This window comes from Chondromyces crocatus (assembly GCF_001189295.1).
Lineage (GTDB): Bacteria > Myxococcota_A > Polyangia > Polyangiales > Polyangiaceae > Chondromyces > Chondromyces crocatus.
In genome coordinates this window covers 6,704,209-6,726,727 of the sequence record NZ_CP012159.1, presented here as the reverse complement: position 1 = coordinate 6,726,727, position 22,519 = coordinate 6,704,209, and the positions used below count along the sequence as shown (strand labels likewise).

The 22,519-nt window shown below is 67.9% G+C and carries 21 protein-coding genes and 1 pseudogene; 6 read left to right on the top strand and 16 right to left on the bottom strand.

Annotated features, from left to right (window positions below; all coding sequences use genetic code 11):
• Positions 1-30: 30 nt before the first annotated feature.
• From CMC5_RS24435 to CMC5_RS24425, 3 genes are all read left to right on the top strand, one after another.
• Positions 31-1,704, top strand: coding sequence for an Ig-like domain-containing protein (locus tag CMC5_RS24435; protein ID WP_342673967.1), 1,674 nt, complete (start codon positions 31-33; stop codon positions 1,702-1,704).
• A gap of 491 nt (positions 1,705-2,195) precedes the next feature.
• A complete protein-coding gene (locus CMC5_RS24430; RefSeq protein ID WP_050432687.1) occupies positions 2,196-2,885 on the top strand; it encodes a hypothetical protein in 690 nt (229 codons plus the stop codon).
• A gap of 37 nt (positions 2,886-2,922) precedes the next feature.
• A complete protein-coding gene (locus tag CMC5_RS24425; protein ID WP_050432686.1) occupies positions 2,923-4,398 on the top strand; it encodes a S1 family peptidase in 1,476 nt (491 codons plus the stop codon).
• Between the two features lie 273 nt (positions 4,399-4,671).
• On the opposite strand, the gene CMC5_RS42990 is transcribed toward CMC5_RS24425, so the two are convergent.
• The 4 genes from CMC5_RS42990 to CMC5_RS24400 all read right to left on the bottom strand — a co-directional run bounded on the left by CMC5_RS42990 (position 4,672) and on the right by CMC5_RS24400 (position 11,897).
• On the bottom strand, positions 4,672-5,007 hold the full coding sequence (locus CMC5_RS42990) for an immunity protein Imm33 domain-containing protein (RefSeq protein ID WP_245677723.1): 336 nt from the start codon (positions 5,005-5,007) through the stop codon (positions 4,672-4,674).
• 14 nt (positions 5,008-5,021) lie between these two features.
• The gene (locus tag CMC5_RS24420; protein ID WP_050432685.1) at positions 5,022-6,440 is read right to left on the bottom strand and encodes an RHS repeat domain-containing protein; all 1,419 of its coding nucleotides are present in this window, start codon (positions 6,438-6,440) and stop codon (positions 5,022-5,024) included.
• A 1,414-nt stretch (positions 6,441-7,854) separates the two neighbouring features.
• Entirely contained in the window at positions 7,855-8,937 is a 1,083-nt protein-coding gene (locus CMC5_RS24410) for a hypothetical protein (RefSeq protein ID WP_156338849.1), read from the bottom strand.
• Positions 8,938-10,886: 1,949 nt separating this feature from the next.
• Complete coding sequence (locus tag CMC5_RS24400) at positions 10,887-11,897, bottom strand: SDR family NAD(P)-dependent oxidoreductase (protein ID WP_050432681.1); 1,011 nt, start codon at positions 11,895-11,897, stop codon at positions 10,887-10,889.
• Between the two features lie 99 nt (positions 11,898-11,996).
• Here CMC5_RS24400 and CMC5_RS24395 point away from each other — a divergent pair, with 99 nt between their 5' ends.
• The gene (locus CMC5_RS24395) at positions 11,997-12,950 is read left to right on the top strand and encodes an AraC family transcriptional regulator (protein ID WP_156338848.1); all 954 of its coding nucleotides are present in this window, start codon (positions 11,997-11,999) and stop codon (positions 12,948-12,950) included.
• A gap of 35 nt (positions 12,951-12,985) precedes the next feature.
• Here CMC5_RS24395 and CMC5_RS24390 read toward each other — a convergent pair whose 3' ends face one another.
• From CMC5_RS24390 to CMC5_RS24355, 8 genes are all read right to left on the bottom strand, one after another.
• Complete coding sequence (locus CMC5_RS24390) at positions 12,986-13,525, bottom strand: hypothetical protein (protein ID WP_156338847.1); 540 nt, start codon at positions 13,523-13,525, stop codon at positions 12,986-12,988.
• Positions 13,522-14,313 (bottom strand): hypothetical protein, encoded by a 792-nt coding sequence (locus CMC5_RS24385; protein ID WP_156338846.1) that lies wholly within the window; start codon positions 14,311-14,313, stop codon positions 13,522-13,524. Before CMC5_RS24385 ends, CMC5_RS24390 begins: the two co-directional genes overlap by 4 nt.
• 10 nt (positions 14,314-14,323) lie before the next feature.
• A complete protein-coding gene (locus tag CMC5_RS24380) occupies positions 14,324-14,674 on the bottom strand; it encodes a hypothetical protein (protein ID WP_156338845.1) in 351 nt (116 codons plus the stop codon).
• 179 nt (positions 14,675-14,853) lie between these two features.
• Positions 14,854-16,269, bottom strand: coding sequence for a Na+/H+ antiporter NhaA (gene nhaA / locus CMC5_RS24375; protein ID WP_050432676.1), 1,416 nt, complete (start codon positions 16,267-16,269; stop codon positions 14,854-14,856).
• A gap of 11 nt (positions 16,270-16,280) precedes the next feature.
• On the bottom strand, positions 16,281-16,547 hold the full coding sequence (locus CMC5_RS24370; RefSeq protein ID WP_050432675.1) for a hypothetical protein: 267 nt from the start codon (positions 16,545-16,547) through the stop codon (positions 16,281-16,283).
• Between the two features lie 125 nt (positions 16,548-16,672).
• Positions 16,673-17,275: a hypothetical protein gene (locus CMC5_RS24365; RefSeq protein WP_156338844.1), complete on the bottom strand. Its 603-nt coding sequence runs from the start codon at positions 17,273-17,275 to the stop codon at positions 16,673-16,675.
• Positions 17,276-17,403: 128 nt separating this feature from the next.
• Complete coding sequence (locus tag CMC5_RS24360; protein ID WP_050432673.1) at positions 17,404-17,973, bottom strand: hypothetical protein; 570 nt, start codon at positions 17,971-17,973, stop codon at positions 17,404-17,406.
• 117 nt (positions 17,974-18,090) lie between these two features.
• Entirely contained in the window at positions 18,091-19,320 is a 1,230-nt protein-coding gene (locus CMC5_RS24355) for an FAD-dependent oxidoreductase (RefSeq protein WP_063796339.1), read from the bottom strand.
• Positions 19,321-19,350: 30 nt separating this feature from the next.
• Here CMC5_RS24355 and CMC5_RS24350 point away from each other — a divergent pair, with 30 nt between their 5' ends.
• Entirely contained in the window at positions 19,351-19,833 is a 483-nt protein-coding gene (locus tag CMC5_RS24350; protein ID WP_050432672.1) for a MarR family winged helix-turn-helix transcriptional regulator, read from the top strand.
• Positions 19,834-19,893: 60 nt separating this feature from the next.
• Here the strand turns inward: CMC5_RS24350 and CMC5_RS24345 are convergent, their stop codons facing one another.
• From CMC5_RS24345 to CMC5_RS49215, 3 genes are all read right to left on the bottom strand, one after another.
• Positions 19,894-20,334 carry a nuclear transport factor 2 family protein gene (locus tag CMC5_RS24345; protein WP_050432671.1) on the bottom strand — a complete coding sequence of 147 codons (441 nt, stop codon included), beginning with the start codon at positions 20,332-20,334 and terminating at the stop codon, positions 19,894-19,896.
• A 168-nt stretch (positions 20,335-20,502) separates the two neighbouring features.
• Positions 20,503-21,066, bottom strand: a complete 564-nt coding sequence (locus tag CMC5_RS24340) for a BP74-related protein (protein ID WP_050432670.1) — start codon at positions 21,064-21,066, stop codon at positions 20,503-20,505.
• 154 nt (positions 21,067-21,220) lie between these two features.
• Positions 21,221-21,571 (bottom strand): LysR family transcriptional regulator substrate-binding protein, encoded by a 351-nt coding sequence (locus CMC5_RS49215; protein WP_425394841.1) that lies wholly within the window; start codon positions 21,569-21,571, stop codon positions 21,221-21,223.
• 96 nt (positions 21,572-21,667) lie between these two features.
• On the opposite strand from CMC5_RS49215, the pseudogene CMC5_RS48650 reads away from it, so the two are divergent.
• Positions 21,668-21,763: pseudogene (locus tag CMC5_RS48650) on the top strand (DUF4440 domain-containing protein); the annotation flags it as partial.
• A 103-nt stretch (positions 21,764-21,866) separates the two neighbouring features.
• Here the strand turns inward: CMC5_RS48650 and CMC5_RS24325 are convergent.
• Complete coding sequence (locus CMC5_RS24325; RefSeq protein WP_050432668.1) at positions 21,867-22,289, bottom strand: HPF/RaiA family ribosome-associated protein; 423 nt, start codon at positions 22,287-22,289, stop codon at positions 21,867-21,869.
• Positions 22,290-22,519 lie beyond the last annotated feature (230 nt).

Sequence of the window (22,519 nt, the reverse complement as noted above, 5' to 3'; positions counted from 1 at the left end):
GCGGTGAGTACGTGCCCTGCCATCGCGGTGATGGAAGCAGAGAGGGGAAGCACATCGGCGGGCTTTTGCGCCTGGCCCGATGAGCCATGGTCCAGGCAGCCGCGCGCCACTGCACAGACTCGAACGATGGTAGACTCCACGGTGATGAAATCCGGCATCATTGCCCAGTTACTCTGTCTCTCTGCCATGGCCGCATGCAGCGCAGACCGACCCGGAGAAAGCTCTGGCGCTGGGACCGGCTCAGACGCAGGCGGCGCAGGCGGCGCAGGCGGCGCAGGCGGCGCAGGCGGCGCAGGCGGCGCAGGCGGCGCAGGCGGCGCAGGCGGCGCGCCCTCCCCCCTGGAGTTCACCCCGTGTCCAGCTCCAGACTCGAATGACGTCGCAATCAACACCGTGATCCGGTTGCGCGCGTCGGAGCCGATTGATGCAGCTACGGTGTCGGCATCGAGTCTGGCAGTTCGGGTCGAAGATGTCCTGGTGATGGGTTCCATCGAGGTCTCTGGACACGACCTCACATTCACGGCTCACGACACGCTGCCGCCCAATCAGCGAGCCAGGGTCACCCTCGCCGCAGACGTCCGCGATCGCCACGGCCGAGCGCTCACGGGAGGCGGGAGCAGCTGGGAGTTCGTGACGGGCAGCGGACCGGCCGCTGTACCAGGCTTCACGTTCGCGGCCCCCCTGAGCCCGCCGCGAGGCGAGCACGCGCCCGTGCATGCGCTGACCATGAATGGTGAGCATGCGGTGCTGGCCTGGGCCAACAGGGGGCTCCTCGCGACCATGAGCGATGGCACGTCGTTTCTTCCGCCACTGGTGGTCGTCGAAGGCATCTTCGCAGAACAGATCGATCTGGCGATCGGAGGCGGGGCGGCGCACTTCGTATGGACGTTCTTCGATGGTCCCGGGACCATCCTCTACAATCGCGCCCATATGTCGCTATCGTCCCCGGCAACCTCCACGGTTGCGCTGAGTCCAGCGTCCTATGTCCCGCAGGTGGCGACTGGTCCCAATGGGATCGTGGTGGCAGCCTGGGACACGCACTCGGACTACTGGAGTCCGATTGGCGGCCGCATCACCACGTCTCTGGACAATGGTGAGTCGTTCTCTCCGCTCTCTCTGGTCGAGTACGGATCGAGCTACCCTGCCCTGACCTATGTCGACGGACACCTCGTCCTCGCGTGGAGGGCGAGCCCCGCCGGCGAGCTGCTGATTGCGGCTTCGAATGATGACGGGCTGAGCTTCGGACCGCCCGCGACCATAACGATCTCGACAACCCCACCATCGCGCCACCAGATCGTGGACAACCACGCAGGAGAGGCGCTCGTCCTCTGGCAACAAGGAGCGAATCGCACCGTCCACGTGCGGAGCTTCTCGCCAGCCTCGAACATGCTCGGGCCCGAGGTGGAGCTGATGCCACCGGACGAACCCAATACCTGCGCGAAGCTGGCCTCGTCGCTCACTGGAAAAGCCGTCGTCGCGCGCAGTCACAGGGAGCTTCCTGGCCGCCCCTGGGCGACTGTGTTGCAGACCTCCGACGATGGGGGACACACGTTTGGCCCGCCGAGCGTCGTCGATGTGATCGACGCGACGGGGGGGTGTCCGGCCGTGGGCTACGCCCCCTCGGGCGACGTGTACCTGGCGTGGCGCCGAGAGCCATACAAGCTGATGTTGAGCCGGGGCAGGCCCAAGCGTCCGTGCGAGTAGATCGCCGCCATCCTGCCAGGCTTCCCCGAGGGGCGCACCCGATGGCGTGGTGGGACTGCGACCGTGAGTGAGGCGCAGCGCGGCAGGGCTCTGGTGATGGCGCCGTCGCACACGGTCGAGGATGATGGCGAGGCGTGGTGCGGGCGCTGTCTCCGCATGTCACGCACGTGTTCATTTTAGAATCTACGGCCGACTCGCGACAGCGCCGGGGGAAGTTTTTCGTCGCGACGTCTCGGTGTCTTGCTCGACGCAGTGTGTCGTCTCATTGCGGGGTGGGAGCACACGAAATGAATGCAGCGACCATCGACTTTTTCAAAGCGAACCGCGGAGCAAACTCCGCGCGCGAATGCAAGCTGACGACCGCCGTCCTCCCGCCTGTAGAGTGCGTCACGGTGGCCCCGGGCCTCGGGCTGCCATGAACCGTGCACGTCACGGCTCATGGCGCTCGGGCCTTGGTGAGGCTGGCACACTCCAACCGAAATGAGGACGCATTGAAGAACAGAACGCTCCGATTCGCTGGATCTCTCGCGCTCGCGGTGCTGGGGAGCGGTGTCGTGGCAGGGTGTCTCGCCGAGCCCGCGGACGAGGCGCGTGACGCCTCGCGGGACATCGGCGCCGAGCAGGAGAGCGCCGACTCGCTGACCCTGAGTGGCGACAACCGCGTCGCCCACGCCACCCGCGTGAACACGGCGCACGTCCACGTCGCCATCCACGACCAGGTGGGCGCACGCCAGTTCTCCGTCGACTACCGCCTGGGAGGCGACGACGACGAAACGATCCGGTGGACCGTGTTCACGGCCGCCGGGGGCAGCCAGGAGGTCGAGGCCGCCTCGGGAGGCCTGAAGCAGGAGCTCCGCGAGCTGCCCAGCCTGAGCGACGCCATCGGCGCCGCCCTCTACATGCAGGGCCGCGCCTCGGTCTCCCCCGACGAGCAAGCCTACGACAGCCACGGCTGCGACATCCCGACCTGGGCCGTCAACAGCTGCGGCAGCAAGGGCAAGTGCTGCGACGTGCACGACTCCTGCTACGCGAAGAACGGGTGTACCGCGTCGAGCTGGTACTGGACGCTGCCCGGCGGCGCCTGCGATCGGTGCAACGGCGCCGTGGTGAACTGCATCCTCACGCAGAACCCGGGCCCGAGCTACTGCTGCGCCGCCGGGAACTGCGGCCGCCCGCGCTGAGCCCTGGAGCCCGTCGTCCAGGCCAGCCGTCGAAGCCATGAAGCACCGCACGCCGGCGCAGCGCGAGGCAAGCCACGGGGGGCGCCGGCGGCTCGCGGGTACGAGGCTGCCAGCCGCGTCGGCCTTGCGACCGGCGGCCCTGTCGGCAGCGCTGCTCGGCGTCCCGTTCGCCGCCGGCTGCGCGCTCGATGCGACCGAAGCGGGCGCCTCCACCGCGGGACTGCTCGGCGCGACCGAAGCAGGCGCCTCCACCACGGGACTGCTCGACGCCGAGCGCCTCGCCGAGGGCAGGGCGTGGATCACCGACGGCACCCTGACCCTGGGTGACCCCGCGGTCGTCGGCCTCGTGCGCGGTGGCAAGATCGGCTGCACCGGCGTCGTGGTCAGCCCCCAGCTCGTCCTGACCGCGGCCCACTGCGTCGTCAACGCGCTGCCTGACGCACTCCTCGTGGGCAGCGCCCTGAACGAGGGCGAGCAGGTGGACCTCGTCCGTAGCTTCCTTCATCCCCGCTACCGCCTCGGAGAAGCGGCCCACGACCTGGGCGCGCTCGTGCTGCGCGCTCCGCTCGAGGTGGCCCCCATCCCCCTGAACGCCGCAGCGCTCGTCACCGCGGACGAAGGCCAGCGCCTCCGGATCGTGGGCTTCGGGCAGGTCGCTGGCGACGACCCCCTCCCGGCGCAGAAGCGCGAAGGCAGCTCGACGATCGGCACCATCGCCTCCTCGACCTTCCGCGTGGAGCCCGATCCCGCGCAGCCTTGCTCCGGCGACTCCGGAGGCCCAGCCCTCGCCACACGCGCCGGTGCGGAGGTGCTCCTCGGCATCATCTCCTCCGGCGACGGCGCCTGCTCCGCGGGCTCCGAGGCCGTGCGGGTGGACGCGCACCGTGAAACCTTCCTCGCGCCCTTGCTCACCCTGGTCGAGGGCACCTCCAGGGAACTCGGCCAGCGCTGCGTCGTCGACCGGAACTGCGCCTCGGGGCTCTGCCTCGCCCCCGACGATGCGCCGAGCTTCGCCTTCTGCACCCAGGCCTGCACCGAGGAGGAAGCGTGCGGCGAGGGGATGCGCTGCGGCGACCTGGGCGCGTCGACGCCCGCAGAGGGGGCAGGAGACCGCGACCTGCCCGAGGGCAAGGTCTGTCGGTTTGCGGGCCCCAGCCCTGGCGCGATCGGCTCGGCGTGCGGCAGCGACGACGCCTGCGAGTTCGGCCTGTGCGCCGCCTTCGACGAGAGCGCGTCCCTGGTGTGCAGCGCCCTGTGCTTCCCTGGCGACCCTCAGCGCTGCGGCCCCGACGCGACCTGCTCGCCGCTGGCGGACCGGGACGGCGTGTTCGGGTGCGCCCGCCTCGACGACGACGGGGAAGATGCACCTTTCGTGGCGACGGGCGGCTGCGCCCTCGGGGGGGCACGCAGCGGCGCGGGAAGCTGCAGGGCTGGCCTGATGCTCGGGTTGGTCTGCGCCATGGCCTGGCGCCGGCGAGCGGGGCAGAGGAAGCCAGGATGTCAGAGCCCCTGACGTCCCCAGCTTGACTGGCGCCTGCGTCGAACCGGCGCCTGCGGCTTCCTCCAGGTTTCCTCGACGACCTTGGGTGGCGCGGGCGGCTTCGGCTCGCGGGGAGGACCGAAGACCCAGACGGCGCAGCCCTGCGAGCCCCCGTCCTCCGTCGCAGGTGGCTGTTCTTGAAGCCCCGCGGACCCCGGAGGTCCCGACGTCGACCGGCGCCTGGATCGAACCAGCGCCTGCGGCTTTACGGCTTCATCCACATTGCCCTCGACAACGTGGTTGTCGTCAGGGGTTCAGCAATGTTGGGTCCTCCCAAACATCTTCATGATTGTCTGCGATCAGGAATCTCCAGCCTGGTGGTAGTGCCAGGAGCCGCACCAGCTCTGGACACCACACGTGCAGATGCTTGATGTGTAGCGGTTGAAAAAACTCCGGGTCTTCGCTCGGGTCGCCTTCACCTGCCCAGATGTACCACCCACTCGTGTCTCCCTCTGGTGGATGTCGAAGCCCGTTGAGCGGTTGAAGCCGCTCACGCACGTTGAGAGCCACCCCTGCCTTCATATCGTCTGCGGGAGGATCGAATTTCGCGCCGTAGCGCTGACACGTTGCGATCTGTTCCAAGCGTGTTCCTTTCATCATGGATTCCCTTGGCCGAGTCGTACCTTTTGTTCGCGGGCGTATCGGCTCAACTCCGCACCTTGACGTGCCGAACACGTGGGGCATTGCGGCTGTACGGCATCGATGCTGCGCATCCGCTCCGGAGCAATGCTGCCGGTTTCATAGTGTTCTTTCACCAAGGGAGTCTTGTGATCTGCCACCTGCTTGGATGTTACTGCGCCACAATCAACGCAGGGCTTGCCCTGAACTGATGCCCGTTGTGCTGGAGTGGTCGCTCCGGAAGGCCGCTTGTATGGAACTGTTGCCTGTGGCCCCGGTTTCACTGCACTCCCCGCCGCCTTCGCCGTCGACCCGACGGTGGCCGTGATGGCGCCCCCAACCCCGACAGCGGTGGCGAGGATGGACATCCCGATCGACCCGGCCTTGAACAAGCTGGCGCCTGCGGCCTCCCAGTCCTCGGCGGCAGCGGCCTCGTAGGCCTCCACGCCAGCTTCGACCATCTGGCTGGCGGGGTTGACTGCATCGAGGGCGCCGGGCAGCCCGCTCTCCTTGTAGCCATTCCAGGCCGCTGTGATCGTGGTGTAGGCGACGTAGATGCGGCTGGTGCCACCCAGGATGCCGAGCTTGGCGGACTCCAGCAGCATCCTGGCCATCCCGAGGTGGACGCCATCCATGATGCGCCGAGCGATGGCGTCACCACGGGCTAGCGCCTGCAGTGTGGCTGGGAGCTGCGGACTCCACCCGCTACGGACCCCGGAGGTCCCGACATCGCCGGGCGCCTGCGTCGAGCCGACGCCCGCGGCTTCCTCCAGGTTGCCCTCGACGACCTTGGGCGGTGCAGGCGGCTTCGGCTCACGGGGCGGACCGAACACCCAGATGGTGCAGCCCTGCGAGCATCCCTCCTCCGTTGCAGGTGGCTGCTCTTGAAACCCACTGGGATCGACCAGCGACAGTGGGCTGTTGCGTACGTACGAGTAGCCGTTCCAGCTCTGCCCGAAGAGGGGCCGCGGCACGAGCGGATCCGGCGTGAGGAACCGACCGAGCTTGGGGTCGTAGATGCGCCCCTTCATGTTCACGAGGCCGATGTCGAGGTCCGCCTCATGCCCGGTGAAGCCAAGCGATGACAGCTCGTGGAGTGACGGCGGCTGGCCCGAACCCCAGTCGGGATGGCGCGGTGCTCCGAAGGCATCGTAGCTGCGCCGCTCAGTGACGGTGCCGGTCACGCCGTCGGTGAGCACATCGATCGACCCGAGGTGGTCGGCATGGACGTGCAGCGTGCGCGTGCCCTGTGCTGTCGAGCGCCGTACCAGAGAGACGATGCGCTCGTCGTTGTGAACATGGTAGCGGTGCTCGACGTTCCCCGTGACGACATCGGTCATGCGCTCGTAGAGCTCCCCGAAGGAGACGATCTCCTGTGTCGCGCTGGTCTTGCGCACCCCCCTGCACGAGATCGGGCGGGAAGGGGGAGGGACCCTCGTCGGGACCAGGGCACAGGAGCGGCGGGATCGGCGGGATCGGGGAGGCCTCCCAGAGGGCCTGGGAGGTGCTCGACCAGAGAAGCGGGGCGCCGGCGTCACCGCAGGCGCTGACGACGAGCACCGCGACGAGGAGAAGCAGCGCTCGGGGGAACGGAACACCTCGACGGCGACGCGGGGAAAAAGCCGATACGAAGGGGAACGCGGGCTGATTGCGTGAGACCGACATCGCCATGAGCGCGCCATCTCCAGAGCGAGCGCGCGCGGAACGACGCGCTCCTCGCATCCTAGCCAGCCTTCGCAGGGCGGACGCGCATCACTCGTGAGGACATCCAGGTGATGAGGACATCACCGCGAGCGCAACTCGAACCTCACCCGCCGGGCTCACAGCAGAACGTGGTGGGTTGCGTCGGCTCGAACCCCCCGAGGAACTCTCCGCCCTGAGGCGTGCAGCTCCCAGGGTCGAGCCGCCTGATTTCTGCCCTCATGCTTGCGAACTGAAGCGGTACCGACGTGAGCTGACAGACGCCAAGATCGTAGCCCACCATCGTCCCCAGCATCCGAATGGTGCATTCACTGTCTTCACTCAAGCCGAAGAAAACGTGGCATGCACTCGACTCCGGGGGCAGACAGCGACACGGACCGCAGGACGAACGATCCTCGACCATTTCGTGGAAACGACGCATCTCGGGATATCCCGCCGGGCAGTCATTGGCCTTTGCAGCGCTGAAAACGCAGCGCGCGAACCCTGGCGTCGGTGGCGGCAAGCAGCTTTCTGTATCGTCCTCGCATTCCTTGTGTCCAATGGAGGTCGAGCACGCCCGAGCGAACGTCTCCCAGGAGTACGTGGCTTGCTTCTCCGGCTGAAGGAGGAGCGGATGGCACTCGGTTCGCGAAGAGCCCCAGAAGACAGCGCCTTCAGGGTCCTGGATGGGCGGGAAGGCCCAGCAAGAGCCATCCCAGTTGGGTGGCGCGTACACATCGATCAGAGGTCCTCCGCAGTTCCCTTTGGTGATGGTCACACCCGCAGGCAGCAAGCACTCCACATCACTACAGGCACAGTCGCCACACACGCCGTGCGTCTGGAGCCCCGTGTGGCCTTCGTACACCAGCACGGGTGCGGCATCCGGACAGCGTGGCGCAAGCGCAGGCGTCCCGCTCCAGAGCAATACCGGCCCTTTCCAGCCGAGTGGGACTGCTTCATCACATTCCCCCGCTGCGCATTGCGGAGTCACCTTGCCAATCTGTTGCTCGACGCTTGAATCCACGCCGCAACAAACCAGGCTGCCGAGCCCCATCCGAACGAAATAAAGCCGCATTCGTCGCGTCGTTCGCACCACGAGCACCATTCACATCGTGTGATGACGAGGTGGATCTACCGGCAGCAAAATGTGGCTGGTTCCAGGAGCATTCCTCCGTTGACCAGATTTCCACCTGCCGGCTTGCAACTGCCTGGCTGATCCCTCACCAGTTCGACTTCAACGCTGCGTATCTCCGGAATGAGATTCAGAGGCACGCTGCAAGCATTGCCATTCAACCCAGTAGGAACCTCTTGCTGGTCCCCCTGGCAGCCCACGCCCTCATGGAGCGTCAACCGCCCATCGCAGACGCTCCCCTCCGGCTCGCCGCAGCTGCAGGGCGTACACCACGAATCATCCGCCACCCCCCCGTGGAACACCCGCACCTGGGGAAACCCCGCCGGGCACGACGGACCCCACCCCGGCTTCGCGTTCTCCGTCTTCCCGCTCCCGGGCTGATAGATGCACAGCTCGAAGCCATCGCGCGCCGTCTCCACCCGCGGCGCGCACACCTCGTACGGCCGCGGACACGCCTCCGCCGGCCACCCCAGCATGCACCCCTTCGCCTTCGTCTCCCACCCGAACGACGCCTTGTGGATGCTCACCGTCACCGGCTCGCACGCCCCCACGCTCGTCGCCCCCACGCGCAGCGACCGCGGCGCGTTTAGCGGATCGATGGCCAGACACGACCCGTCCCAGCCCTCCGGAAAGACCCTCGTCTCCAGCCCTACCCCGCACACATCACTCTGCGCGCTCGCGCTCACCCGCTCTGGCAGCGCACACGTCGGCGCCGAGCATTCACACCGCGCGCACTCCGGGATCGTCTTCAGCCCCCGATATCCCTCGTACACAGGCGCCGGCGCGCGTGCAGGACACGCCGGCTCCTCCTCGGGCGGCCCGTGCCAGAGCAACACCGGCCCCTCCCAGCCGAGCGGCGGAAGCGGCACACACGTCCCATCGGGGCACGCACACGGCTCCTCGCACTCCTTGCAGGGATCGGAGCACGTGTAGATGTCGATCCGCCCGGTCTTGCAGGCCATCAACGCCGCCACCAGCACGAACGGCAGCAGCAACGGCTCCACTGCACGCAACCGCGCCAGCCGGCGGTCACGCCAGGCGCGCTTCTCAGCAGAAGGAGACGGCGGCTGAAGGGGTGTCACGGATCTCGGGTCACGAGGTTGGGCCTGCGGAATGGCGCAGTTCGCGCCGACGCCCGCCATGGGCACGATCCATGTCTCGGGTCATCCCGCAGGCTGCTGAGGATACGAGCGCTCTACCACGATACCCCTCCTCGGCTATCTCTTCGATGCATGGAGGGCGCCCGATCGGGGCAAAGACGTGGGCATTCCGCATTGCGAACGAGAATTGCCGGTCTCGCGGCCTCGCTCGTCCAGAGATTCATGGGCACGTGCCGGCGACGGCATGCTGGGTGATCAGGAGCGCAAGCCCGCTCTCCGTGGCAACCATCGCACGATGACGACAAAGCGCCGCCGCGTCGTGCGTGCCTTCGCCAGGGGCGCTCGCACGGCAGGATGGCCATCGCGCTCCCTGATTGCCCTCGTGCATGCCGCCGATGGCCATCACGCATCTGGCCGTCCACGCTCACGTCGGCGGCGGCCATTGCGCCGTCTGAGCTGAAGGGCATCGAGCCGCTCGAGCGTTGGTGCGACGGCCTGCAGGCTTTGGGAACGGGCTCCCATCACCTCCATGCGCAGACTGACGCAGCCTGGATTTCGGACGCCCGGGGACCATGGAGCGCCGAAGCACGGTAGACGACGCGCGCGTCCTCTACCGCGGCGGTCGAGCGCGCAGGCGTACCGCGGAGGGCCTCCCGTCGCACCCGAGGCGCGGGATCCGAGCGTCGTGGTCATCTCCCATCCGGTCAGCGTCTGCCGCCTTGCCGCCAGCGCTTTCTGGGCGATGGGTGGAAGGGGCGTGGCGTCGCTTCTGGACCGTTGTCGATGGACGGACGTTCGACAGCTCCAGAAGTGTGCTTGCTGGCACGTGAAGCGCGTTTGCCCTTCGGCGAAATTCGTTCGACGGCACGCGAAATTCGTTCGACGGCACGCGAAATTCGTTCGACGGCACGCGAAGCGCATTGACTGCCAGGCGAAATCCATTCGACGGCACGTGAAAGGCCGATCGCTGCTCAGCGAAATTCATTCGCTGAGACGTGAATCGACACCAGTGAGGCAGGCTCGCGCAGGAGGGAGGATGGGGCGAACAGCCTGTCACGTGAATGCGGTTCGCTGCCGAGGGAAATTCGTTCGACGTCACGTGAACGGCGTTGCCTGCCAAGCGAAGTTCGTTCGACGGCACGTGAACGGCGTTGCCTGCCAAGCGAAGTTCATTCACTGCCACGTGAAGCACGTTCGACGTCACGTGAACCAGCATTCCCTGAGGCATGCCTGCGCACAGGGTGGGATAAGGGACGTTCCCTGTCACGTGAACGTGGTTCACTGCCAAGCGAAGTTCGTTCGCTGGCACGCGAAGCGGATTCGCTGACACGTGAAGCGGATTCGCTGGCACGCGAAGCGGATTCGCTGACACGTGAAGCGGATTCACCGTCCAGTGAAGTTCGTTCGCTGGCACGTGAAGCGGATTCGCTGGCACGTAGATCAAACATACGATTCAGGGAAGCGCAGTCCCTGCCCAGCGAAGCGCGTCCGGCGACACGACAACCCGAACCCTCACCACGGAAGCGCCTTTCACGACTCGAACCTCTGTGATTCTCGGCATGTAGGGAGCCATGACGCGCCGGCGTGGGGCAACCACCCCCACGCTGGCATGCCTCTTCAGCGCGTGACCTCCTGCTGCCAGCGCGATGCCGTGGGCCGGGGCGCGTCGTGTCCGTCTCGTCGGGACGATCATGGCGAACGTGAGGCGTCGAGTGGAACATCTCCTGCAAGGACCTGCCTCGCCGGATACGCGAGCCAGCACCACGTCACGCCGCACGCAGGTGGATGGCACGAACGCGGTGTCATGAGAGGAGCGGTCCTCGAAGGGTGCTCGGTCGGGTCGGGTCGGGGCGGGTCGGGGCGAGAGGCAGCAGGAGAGGGGCGGGACCTCGTGAATGTCGCTCGGAGGGCCGCGCCCCCAGGCGGGAGCGCTACGCCTCCAGGTCGCCGAGGCCCAGCAGCGCACGGCTCACCTCCCACAGGTGGGCGGCGGCTTCGGGGTCCACGGCGTAGTCCAGGACGCCGGTGATGATGCTGGCGTCGCGGATCGCGAAGGTGGTGCCGGGGGGCACGACGCGCAGCGGGGCGATGTCCACGTTCTCGCAGTACACGCCGCCCTTGCCGGCGAGCTGCGGGCTCGTCGCGCACCAGACCTGCGTCGCGGCGCCTTGCTCCACGGTCTTGAAGCCCTTCGTCGGGGCGATGATGGGCTTGCCGTCCGCATCCAGCATGCCGACGGCCTCGAGGGCCGCGATGGGGACGTGGCGGTCGAGGCCCGTGCCCACGATGCTGCCAGGGTGGAGGGAGAATGCGCGGACGCCGTGGTCTTTGCCGCGCTCGTCCAGGGCCACCGCGAACAGGATGTTCGCCGTCTTCGACTGTCCGTAGGCGCCGAAGGGATCGTACGGGCGGCGCTGGTAGTGCAGGTCGTCGAAGACCACGGGCGAGAAGCGGTGGCCCAGGGAGGACACGGACACGACGCGGGCGCCCTGGGCGCGGCAGAGGGCCGGCCAGAGCTTCGCGACGAGCTGGACGTGACCGAGGTGGTTCGTGGCGAACTGCGCCTCGAAGCCGCGTGCGTCGCGGGTCAGCTCGGGCAGCGCCATGATCCCGGCGCTGTTCACGAGGAGGTGGAGGGGCTGCTCGGTCGCGAGGAAGCGGGCGGCGAAGGCGTCGATGGAGGCGGGGTCGAGCAGGTCCATGGGCTGGACGTCGGCGCCGTCGATGTGGGCGAGGGCGGCCTTGGCCCGCGGGACGTCACGGGTCGGGACGATCACCCGGGCGCCTGCGAGCAGGAGGACGCGGACGGTCTCGCGGCCAAGGCCGGAGTAGCCGCCGGTGACGATCGCGGTCTTGTCCCGCAGGTCCACGCCGCGGAGGACGTCGGCGGCGGTGGTGAAGGCGTCGAAACCGGAAGGGATGGGAGCTTGAGGGGTGCGCATGTCGATCCTCCAGAAGGGCAAACGGTGAAGGGATCCTGGACGCGCGCGGTTGAACGGAGAATGCTGCGCCGTACCGGAAATCTTCGCGGGAGTTCAGCCGTGCTCCAGGATCCTCTCTCCGAAGTGCTCGCGCTGATGCGGGCGCAGACCGTGGTGTCGGGTGGGCTCGTGGCCGGTGGGCGGTGGGCGGTGCGCTTTCCGCCGCCGCAGAAGCTGAAGTTCTTCGTGCTGATGCGTGGCACGTGCTGGTTGACCCTGGAGGGGCAGAAGGCGCCGAGCTTGCTGGCAGAGGGGGACGTGCTGCTGCTTCTGGCACAGCGGCCGTTCGTGATCGGGAGCGCGCTGGATGTGCCGCCGGTCGACGCCGAGCTGCTGTTCGCGGACCCTGGCCTGCGGGTCGGTCGGGTCGGGGAGGGGGAGATGTTCTCGCTGCTCGGGGGGCACGTGGCGCTGGACCCGACGAGCGGTCGGCTGCTGCTCGACGAGCTGCCGCCGCGCATCCACATCCGCGCGGCGTCCGACGAGGCCCGGCCGCTGCGGTGGTTGATCGATCGGCTGGTGCAGGAGCACCGCGGAGGCAGCGCGGGCTCGGAGTTCGCGGCGACGCAGATCGCGCAGCTGATGTTCCTGCATGCGCTCCGGGTGTACCTGAGCGGCCTGGGGGAGCCGGGGAATGCGGGGGGTGAGCAGGGGGCGGGGCGGCTGCGGGCGCTCAGCGATCCTCGCCTCGCGCCGGCGCTGCGCTTGATGCACGGGGAGCCTGCGCGCGCCTGGCACCTCGACGAGCTGGCCAGGGCTTCGGCGATGTCGAGGACGTCGTTCGCCCTTCACTTCAAGGCGGTCGCGGGAGTCGCGCCGCTGGCCTATCTCACCGAATGGCGAATGCGGTTGGCAGAGCGCGCGCTGCGGGACAGCGACGCGCCGGTGGCGCGGGTGGCGGAGTCGCTGGGGTATGCGTCGGAGAGCTCGTTCAGCACGGCGTTCAAGCGGGTCACGGGGAGCGCTCCGCAGAGGTACCGCAGCGCAGCCCGTCAGCGCGCGCCGTCGCCGTGAGCGCGCTGCGCCCGGCGTGGGGCGCTTCCTCGGCCTCAGTCGGCGGCCGAGCGGAGACGGAACCACCCCCCGGCGTCGTCACGGTATTCGTCATAGAGATCGAGGATCATCGGCTTCCCTGTGAACACGGGCCAGCTTTCGAGGCTCTTCCAGGAGAGGAAGGTCCCCGAATCTCGATGAAATGCCCACAGGAAGAGACTCGTCGACTCGTGGGCATGGGGGACGTCGCTTCGCATGATTTTGCGCGTGAATGGTCCGGCGTAGAGAACGGTCTCGGACGTGGCGTCTCGGGTCTCGATGAAGAGCCAGCTCTCGTCGAGCTTTGGGTCTTCGTGCTGCGGGTGGATCGCCATCTCGACGGAGGTGCGCCGGGTCGCGGTGTTCTTCGCCTCCTCTCCTTGCTCGATGAATCGGTCGAGAGTTTCAGGTTCGAAGGGTTTCCACTGAAACCCACCTCGTCGCTCGTGCTGCATCTGACGACCTCTGCCCGTTATGATCACGATTGTGATGAGGGTGCCCAGGATGATCGCGACCCGTGCGATTCTCGACGCATGCCTCGGCGTGAGCCTCGTCAATCGAGACTCCTGGTTCTGTAGCCGGACGTCTGGCCCGGGCGAAGCACATACATGCCGCTGGGCATGGTGCCCTGGTCGCTGCCGGTTCCCGACCTGACGCTGCCGTCAGCACCGTCTTCTTCCCAGACCGCATTGTCGATGTGGTGTCGATCGGCATTCGTGTCCAGGGGATGCCAGCCAGCCCATGTCTTTGTATAATCGGTCTGGGTGATGGAGGCGTATACCTCGATGTCCCAGGTATTCGCCATGGTCTGGGCGAGGCTTGCCTTCAGGTTGTCTTCCGCGCTTCCCGTGTTGCCGGCGTTCGCTGTCTGGCATGCCCAGGAAGTCACGTGCCGATACGAATAACGAGGGTTGGTGTCGTCCTTGGGGACGAACGAGCTGGCATCCACCCTGGCAACCTCGGCCGCTGTGAGAAAGAGCTTCTCGCTGGCGGACAGCCATATCTGGCCAGGTGAGCCATGCGCGAAGAAGATGAGCACCTGCACTCGCTTCGCGCATCCGTTCACTCGTTTCGTATTGATGTGGGCAGCGACGTCGCTCCATTGTCGGACGGGCTTCGGCGTTCCCCCGTATTTGCGGACCGACGTCTCGAGAGCATTCGTCTGTGCCGTCGTGTGCGCACTGCCCCGGAAGTAGAGGACCGTCGTGATGTCGAAACGTCTCGCGTACAGCCGCACGTAACGCACGGCATGCGCCATGAACATCATCTTGTTTCCAGCGCGATCGTAGTAGTCCTCCGCTCCGACGACGATGACGTACTCTCGCTTCAGGCACGCCTCGACCACGTCACCATAGTCACTCATGGGGGGCGCCTCGGTGCTGGTGGGCGTAGTCGAGCGCCTTCAAGGAGCGATGATGCTGCGCCAGTTCGAGGTCGCTCACGATGGCATGGATCTCGGCGCCGTGGGTGTCGACCGAGGCGCCCAGCAGCCAGGAGGCCGTGACGTAGTTCTCGATCGATGGTTTCGCGGTGATCCGATGGGCGACCGCGCGCTGCGTCTCGTCATGAACGAAGCGTAATGCCTCGGCGATGCCCTCGAATCGTCGCCATGGGTGCCGCTCCATCAACTGTCGTGTGAGGTCCTCTTCGAATTCATGTTTTGCGTGCTCCGATAAGGCTGCCAGCTGGGTCTGCGTGATGAGCATCGACTCTCGTTTCGTTCGCTGATGCGTGTTGATGCGGAGGCGTCCTCGACCAGTCGTCGCCGTGCGCGAGAACTCCTGGTCGTGATCCCCTCCCACCGTGGGGCGAGCATACCTGGATCGTCGATGTCGTTGGACCCCCGATCGTCGTGACGCCATCCCCGTCGAGGCCCGCGCGGGGATCAGTACTCGTTCGAGCGTTCGGCGTCGTCGGGGGTGGTTGCGGCGACGTCGGGCGCTTGATGCGCCGGCAAGATCAGCCGCCCCGCCAGGAGCCCGATCACGGCCGACGTCAGCGAGGCGAGCAGCACGGCGAGCTTCGCGGCGCCCAGCAGCTCGGGTCTGTCGAACGCGAGCCCGGCCACGAAGATGGCCATGGTGAAGCCGATGCCGGCGACGCAACCGACGACGAGCACGCCGGGGACCTTCACGCCGCGCGGGAAGGCGGCGAGGCCGAGCTTCACGGAGAGCCAGCTCGCGGTGACGATGCCGAGGGGCTTGCCGACGACGAGGCCAGCGACCACGCCGACCATGACCAGCGAGACGCCCGAGGCCTCGAAGGAGACGCCGCGCACGTCGACGCCGGCGTTGGCGAGGGCGAAGAGGGGCATGATGCCGAACGCGACGTACGGGTGGAGGAAGGCTTGCAGCCGGACGACGGGGGGGAGGGCCTCGCGGCGGGCCTGATCGAGGCGGACGAGGGGCGCCATGAGCAGGTGCAGGTCCTGCGCGCTGGAGCTGGCGATGCGCTCGAAGTCGCTGACGCTCTGCTTGGCGACGGAGAGGAACCCCTCCTGGCCGAACCAGGGGCGCGCGGGGGTGAGCAGGCCGAGGACCACGCCTGCGAGGGTGGGGTGTACGCCCGACTTCAGCATGCCCCACCAGATCACGGCACCAGGAGCGACGTAGGCCCACGGGGAGCGGACGCCGAAGCGCTGCATGCCGAGGACGAGGAGGGCGCCTGCGCCCGCGAGCAGGAGGCCGCTCCAGAGGACGCCGGAGGTGTAGAAGAGCGCGATCACCAGGATGGCGCCGATGTCGTCGATGATGGCGAGGGCCAGGAGCAGGACGCGCAGTGCGGAAGGGACGCGCTTGCCGAGCAGCGCGAGGACGCCGACGGCGAAGGCGATGTCCGTGGCCGTGGGGACGCCCCAGCCGTTGCGCCCGGGCAGCTCGGGGTTCACCGCGAGGTAGATCAGCGCCGGGGCGGCCATGCCGCCGAGCGCCGCGACGATGGGCAAGGCGGCGCGCCGGAGATCGGCCAGCTCGCCTTCGTGGATCTCGCGGCGGATCTCCAGGCCGACGACGAAGAAGAAGACCGTCATCAGGCCGTCGTTGATCCAGAAGTGCAGCGGTTGCTCGAAGACGAGCGCGCCCGCGCCGACGCGGATCGGCGTGTGCCAGAGGTGCTCGTACGACGCGGCCCAGGGGGAGTTGGCCCACGCGAGCGCCACGAGGGACGCGAGGAGCAGCACGATGCCGCTGGCGGCCTGGACGTGGAGGAACCGGCCGAGAGGACGGAGGAGCGCGAGCGCGAGGTGGCGGGCCCGGGGCCACGCTTCGGGCGGCGTGGAGTGCGGTGCGGCGTCGTTCTCCATCGGGCCGCAACCTAACAAGGGCGATCCTCGGTCGCCATGTGAACCGGACGGCGTGGCGACGATGGGATGACGTAGTACTTCACGGGCGCGAGGTGTTCGATCCGGCCCTGGGCGAGCAACCACGATGCGGAGGCCTCGCGGTAGATCTTGCCATCCGGTGAGGCCTTCCAGGCGTTGACCCTCTGGACGCGTCTCGAGAGGGCACCGACATGGAGTCCGCCGATCATCGCGAACACCATGATGCAGACCTGTAAAGCCACCGGCAGCGTCGGCGACATGCGACGACGCTACATCGCGTGGGTGGGGGGACCAAGCCTCGCCGGCGGCGCCTGATGGCACATCTCGGAGGTCGATCGTTCGCGGGGCGAGGTGAGGTCCTGTCCGTCGTGCCGTCGTGGTGCGTCTACCACGGTGCCGGCGGTTGACCTTGTGGGGGGGCGGGCTGATGGAACGCCTGGGCGGCGCGGAGTTGCTCCTCGGCGACGCGGGTGCGGTGGATGGGGCCGTCCATCATGATGTTCTGGCGGCGCAGGGTGTCGATGTAGAAGCGGCGCGGGTCGTTCGGATCGTAGAGCACGCTGAAGATGTGCCCCGGCACGAGGTCGCCGAGCTCGGCGACGGGTACGGTGACGACGCCTTCGCTGGTGAGCTGCTGGCCACCGACGAGGAGCATCTGCACGCGCATCTGCACCTGCTGACAAGGCATCTCCGTGTAGCGGTGCTGGACGTACCGTCCACTCCTCTCCTTGTACTCCCAGGCGCGGACCACGGGGGGGACTGGCAGCGGCGCGGCGTGTTCGAGGCGGGCCTTGGCGAGCAACCACGACCCATGCGCCTCGCGGTACAGCAGGCCGTCCGGTGAGCGCTCCCAGGTGGTGATCACCTGCTGGCGCTTCTGGAAGAATCTGATGCCGTACGCGATGAGCAAGACGATCCCGACGACGGTCAGGAAGAGCGCTCCCCAGAGGGCTGCGATGAAGAGTTCTTTGAGGAACAGGCGTTCCATGCGCAGACGGTACACCGAGCCCACAGGGTGACCAAGCACCGCCTGGAGGCGTGACGGCGCGCACCCGGGCGGGCATCAGCGATACCCGCGCACCCGGGCGGGTATCGCTGATGCCCAGCCTGGTGCGTCTACCACGGCGTCTGCGGTTGACCTTGTGGGGGGGCGGGCTGATGGAATGCCTGGGCAGTGCGAAGCTGCTCCTCGGCCATGCGGGTGCGGTGGATGACGCCATCCAGCACGATGTGCTGACGACGCAGGGTGTCGATGTAGAAGCGGCGCGGATCGCGAGGATCGTAGAGCACGCTGAAGAGGTGCCCCGGTACGAGGTCGCCGAGTTCGGCGACGGGTACGGTGACGGTGCCTTCGCTGGTGAGGTGATGGCCACCGACGAGGATCATCTGCACGCGCATCTGCACCTGCTGCCGAGGCTCTTGCGTGAAGCGGCGCTGGATGCGCCGTCCCACCATCACGCCGTGGTACGAGGCGCGGATCGAGGGAGGGCTCGGCACCAGCGCGGCGTGTTCGAGGCGGGCCTTGGCGAGCAAATACGACCCGAGCGCCTCGCGGTACAGCATGCCGTCCGGTGAGTTCTCCCAGGTAGCGACCGCCTGGTGACGCTTCATGAAGAGCCAGAAGAGGAACACGAAGAACCCGGCCCAGGGGACGGTCAGCGCGAGGGTGAGGAACAGGTGTTCCATGCGCGGACAGTACATCGGGCCAACACGCTGACCAAGAACCGGCGATGGTGCGTGACGGCGCGCACCAGGGATCGATCGTGTCGCCAGGAGTTCGCCGAACTCGATGTCGAGGGCATGTCACCGCCAGGGTGAGGGGGCAGCGCACGGTCTCGTCGGTACGGAGCCCGTCTGCAGCGCGGGATCGCGGATCGCCGCGCCATGGAGCGCGCTGAAGGTCTCGAGGACGTGCGAGAGGCCTCGCTCCGAAACGAAGCCGAGGCCCTCCATGGCGCCTGCAGAAGCGGCGGCGGCGCGCTCGAACATCGCCGCTTCGTAACGGACCACGGCGTGATTCCAGTCGTTTTCATCGGAATCTTTCTCGGCGCTGCCCGCGAGCGCCAGCGCGAGCTCCAGGCCATCGAGTATGGCCATGTTCACGCCTTCGCCCGAGAAGGGCGGCATGACGTGGGCGGCGTCGCCGAGCAAGGTGATGCCAGGGCGGTGCGCCCAGCGGTGCCCGACGGGCAGTGCGACGAGGGGGCGCACGTGGATGGTGTCGTTCGCGGCGTCGATGAACGCGAGCATCGATGGCGCCCAGCCAGGGAGCATGCCCTCGAGCTGGGCGCGGGCGCGTGCGGGATGTGCAGGATCGATGAGCCCCTGGAGCTGCGCCTCGGGGATGCGGAACATGACGTAGACGCGGAGGTGGTGGTTGCTGCTGCGCTGGGCGATGAGGCCTCGGCAGTCGCCGACCACCGAGATCTTGCCGTGGGGGACGAGCGCTGCGAGCGCCGGGTGGCGGGCGTCGAGGTCGTCGATGCACAGCTCGATGCAGAGGACCCCGGTGTAGGTCGGCATGTGGCTGGACAAGAGCGGTCGGACCCGGGACCACGCGCCGTCGGCGCCGACCACGAGGTCGAACTCGCCGAGGGAGGTGCCGTCTTGCTCGACGCAGTGGCGACCGCCCGGGACCTGGGTGATGGCGGTGACGCGGCTGTCCCAGCGAACCGTGCCGTCGGGGAGGCTGTCGAGGAGGAGAGCGCGGAGCTGGGTGCGGTCGATCTCCGGTCGGTCTCCGCTCGCGGCGTCGGTGTTCGCGAAGTGGAGCTTGCCGTGGTGATCGTAGATGGCGTCGCCCTGGTCGTCGTACCGGGCGACGGCCCTGAACTGCGCTTCGAGTCCAGCCTCGCGCAGGGCGCGCTGCCCGGAGTCGGTGTGGAGATCCAGCGAGCCCCCCTGGGGACGCGCGAGGGGGTGCGGGTCACGCTCGAAGACCGTGGAGACGATGCCCCGGGTGGCGAGGACCCGCGCGAGGGTGAGTCCTCCAGGCCCTCCGCCGACGATGCCGATCGTTTTCGTCTTTTGCATAGGGGCCGATGTAATTTAATATAGGGGCCTATGCAAGAGGATGGAGCGCCGCACGACTGGGAGCCGGAGTCCACGGTCTCGTTCTGGATCAACGTCGCCTCGCGGGCGCTCTTGCGCCAGCAGGAGGGGCTGCTGCGGCCTCTCGGCTTCGGGATGAGCCAGATGCCGGTGCTGCACGCGCTCGGTGACGGAGGGTCGATGTCGCAGAAGGATCTCGCCCGCTGGGCGAGGGTGGAGCAGCCGACCATGGCGGAGATGCTCGGCCGGATGGAGCGCGACGGGGTGGTGCAGCGCGTGCTCAACCCGGAGGATCGGCGCGGGAGTCTGGTCAGCCTCACGCGGAAGGCGCGCGCTCGGCTGCCGAAGGCGAGGGCGGCGCTCATCGCCTTGGAGCAGGAACTGACCGAGGGGTTCAGCGAGGAGGAGAAGGCGCTGCTGTCGACGCTGCTGCAACGCGTGGCCGGGAAGCTCGCCGCGGAGCCGCTGGGGGTGCCGCCGCCGTCGGCGGGGTGAAGCGGGGGAGTCCAGGGGGAGGGGAGGCGAGCGCCGCGCTTCGGTGCATGAGGCGCGAGGTCAGGGGAGCGGCTGCGTGAAGAAGGAGATGGATTCGGCAATGCGCCATGTATTGCCGGACTTCTTGTACTTGTCGTTGTAGCCGCCGTAGATCGGGGCCGCAGGGGGACGGGGGGTGGCATTCGCCTGGGCGAAGATCAAGAAGTACCAGCTCCCCTGCGCCTGGTGTCCCTGGACGGTGATGATCGGGTTGACGATGTAATGGATGCTCCAGATCGTGCTCTGGGGGAGGATGTTCTCGAAGGCATTGAGGAGGGCGGGCTTGCCTTCGTAGCGGCCGAAGGGGCCGAGATCGAGGATGGCGTCATTGGTGAACAGCTCGCCGAGCGCTGCGGCGGTGGCGCTCCCCGGCGTGCGGAACACGGCGTCGGCGCGCACCGCATACTGGGCTTTGAGTTGGCGAATGTCTTCGATGTCGTCCAGCCGAGGGAGCAATGTCATGGCAGACCACGCTATCACGAGGCGTCGAGCGGCCGCGGGACGGCTCGTACGATGCATTCGCTTCGGGGCGAGAATGGGCGACATGCATTGCCCACGAGGGGCGTGTGCGTCGAGTGAGGCGCCATCGGACGAGGCGCGGGCGTGTGGGGAAGGGCGGTGGGCGGTGGTTCAGCGGGGGACGAGGGGGCAAGCGGTGTCGGTGCGGCAGTCGCGCAGCTGGGTGAGTTCCGCCAGCCACGGGCAGAACTGGCCGCCTCCGAAGTCTGCGCACCCGGCTTCGACCAGCCTGGGGGTGCCGTCGCAGAGTTCGATCGTCATCTCGGCGAGCCGGACGGTGGCAGGGTCCTGATGCCAGCTCCAGCCGCAGTTCCACGGCGCGGGCTCGCAGACGAGGTTGCCGATGGGGATGCTGGCGGTCGCCTCTCCAGCCCACAGCGCGAGCGCTTCCTGCACACCATCGGGGTTGGTGATCGAGGCGTGATAAGTTTGCTCGCCGGTGATCACGAAGGTGGCATAGAGGCCGTCGGTCGGGAGCGTGTCGCACGCGGTGCCGTCGCCACCGGTGCCACCGGCGCCACCCGCACCTCCCGACGCGCCCGCGCCTCCGGCGCCGTTGCTGCTCGTGGGGTCGCTGGTCGTTCCCGTACCCGTGGTGTTGCTGCGGTCGTCCTCGCACGCGGCGCTGAAGAGGCCAAGGAGCAGGGCAAGCGCAATCGTGGAGGAAGTTTTCATGCCCCCTGCGCTGGGCACAGGATGTGCCGGGTTTTCCGGGTGCGTTCAGCGCAGGTGCTGGCTCGTGAGGAGCGCAGCGTGTCGGGTCGCGATGGGGGGATCGTGCGCGTGGAGGTGGCGCTTCGTCGCCAATGATCGGCGAGGTCTCGGGAAGTCAGCGAGGTCGCGTGAAGGTGTCGCGTGCGTAGCCGAGGAGGGCGTGGGCGGCCGGGTTGGTCGTCTGTCCTGCTCGCCAGAAGAGGCCGAACTGCGCGCGAGGCTCCGGGTCGGTGATGCGAAGGGCGTGCAGCTCGGCGCGGTGCTGGCGGGCCATGGATTCGGCGAGGAGGGCCACGCCGAGGCCGCGGATCGCGAGGGCGGCAACGGTGTCGGGCGCGCTCGCTCCGAAGGGGACGTGAGGCCGGAGGCCGCGGCTGGCGCAGGCGTCGTCGAAGGCGGTGCGGATGCCGGCGCCGCGGGTGAGGCAGACGAGGGGGGCTCGAGCAGCGCGGCGAGGGAGATGGATTTCTTGCCCGCGAGGGGGTGATCCCGGCGCACGGCGAGCGCGGCGCGGGCGTGCGGGAGGATGGCGGCGCCGGCCACGGTGACGCGCACGGTGCGCCCCCGGGACGACGCGGGAGCGCGCGCCCAGGTGGCCCGTCGTCAGGCGGACGGGACCTGGCTCCGGGTGCTCGATCAGCCCGAGTTCCGCCGCTGAGGCGTGCTCCTCTGGCGTCGGGGCGTGAACGGCCCGCAGAGCTACCCGGGCGCCGCGCGGGTGCCCCCCGGCCCCAGGAGGCCGGGGAGCGGCGTTCCGCGCTTCAGTGGACGGGCGCGGTCTTCGTCTTGTGGGGGCCTTCCTTGCCCTGCGCGGGTTCGTAGGTGGCCTCGAAGCCCGGCAGAGGTTCCCCGTGTGTCTTGACGTCGCCGCGGAGCTTGTCGAAGTGCTGCTCCAGCTGTCGACGCATCATGTCGAACGCCGTGCGCATGGCCGAGTAGGCGTCATCGAAGGTGTGCGGAGGGGGTTCATGGTGGGCGGCGAGCTCGGCGCCAGGGGCCGAGACGTCGATGCGCACGTGGCACACATTCCCCTTCGCAGTCCTGTTGGCGGTCGTCTCGACCACCACGTGGCAGCTCGTGATGCGGGGGAAGAGGCGCTGGAGTTTGTCGGCCTTCTCCCTCGCGAGCTTCTCGAGGGCGTCCGAGGTCGACATGTTGCGGAAGGTGACCTGTACCTGTTCCATGCTTCCTTTCACTGAGCCGCTAGAGCGCAGCCAGCCTGGTTGAATCCTGTCGATACACACGTCGTGCCTGACGGTGGGCCCCCTGCCACTCGGTCACGCTGTGCGGGAGGGCCCGGCTTCCGGCGCACTCGACCGAAGGGCGTCAGCTGCGCCATGGCGCGGGCGGGGAGCGAGCGCGGGGAAGAGAATGTTGGTGTCACTGGACGATGGCCAGGCGGGTGAGGTGAGCG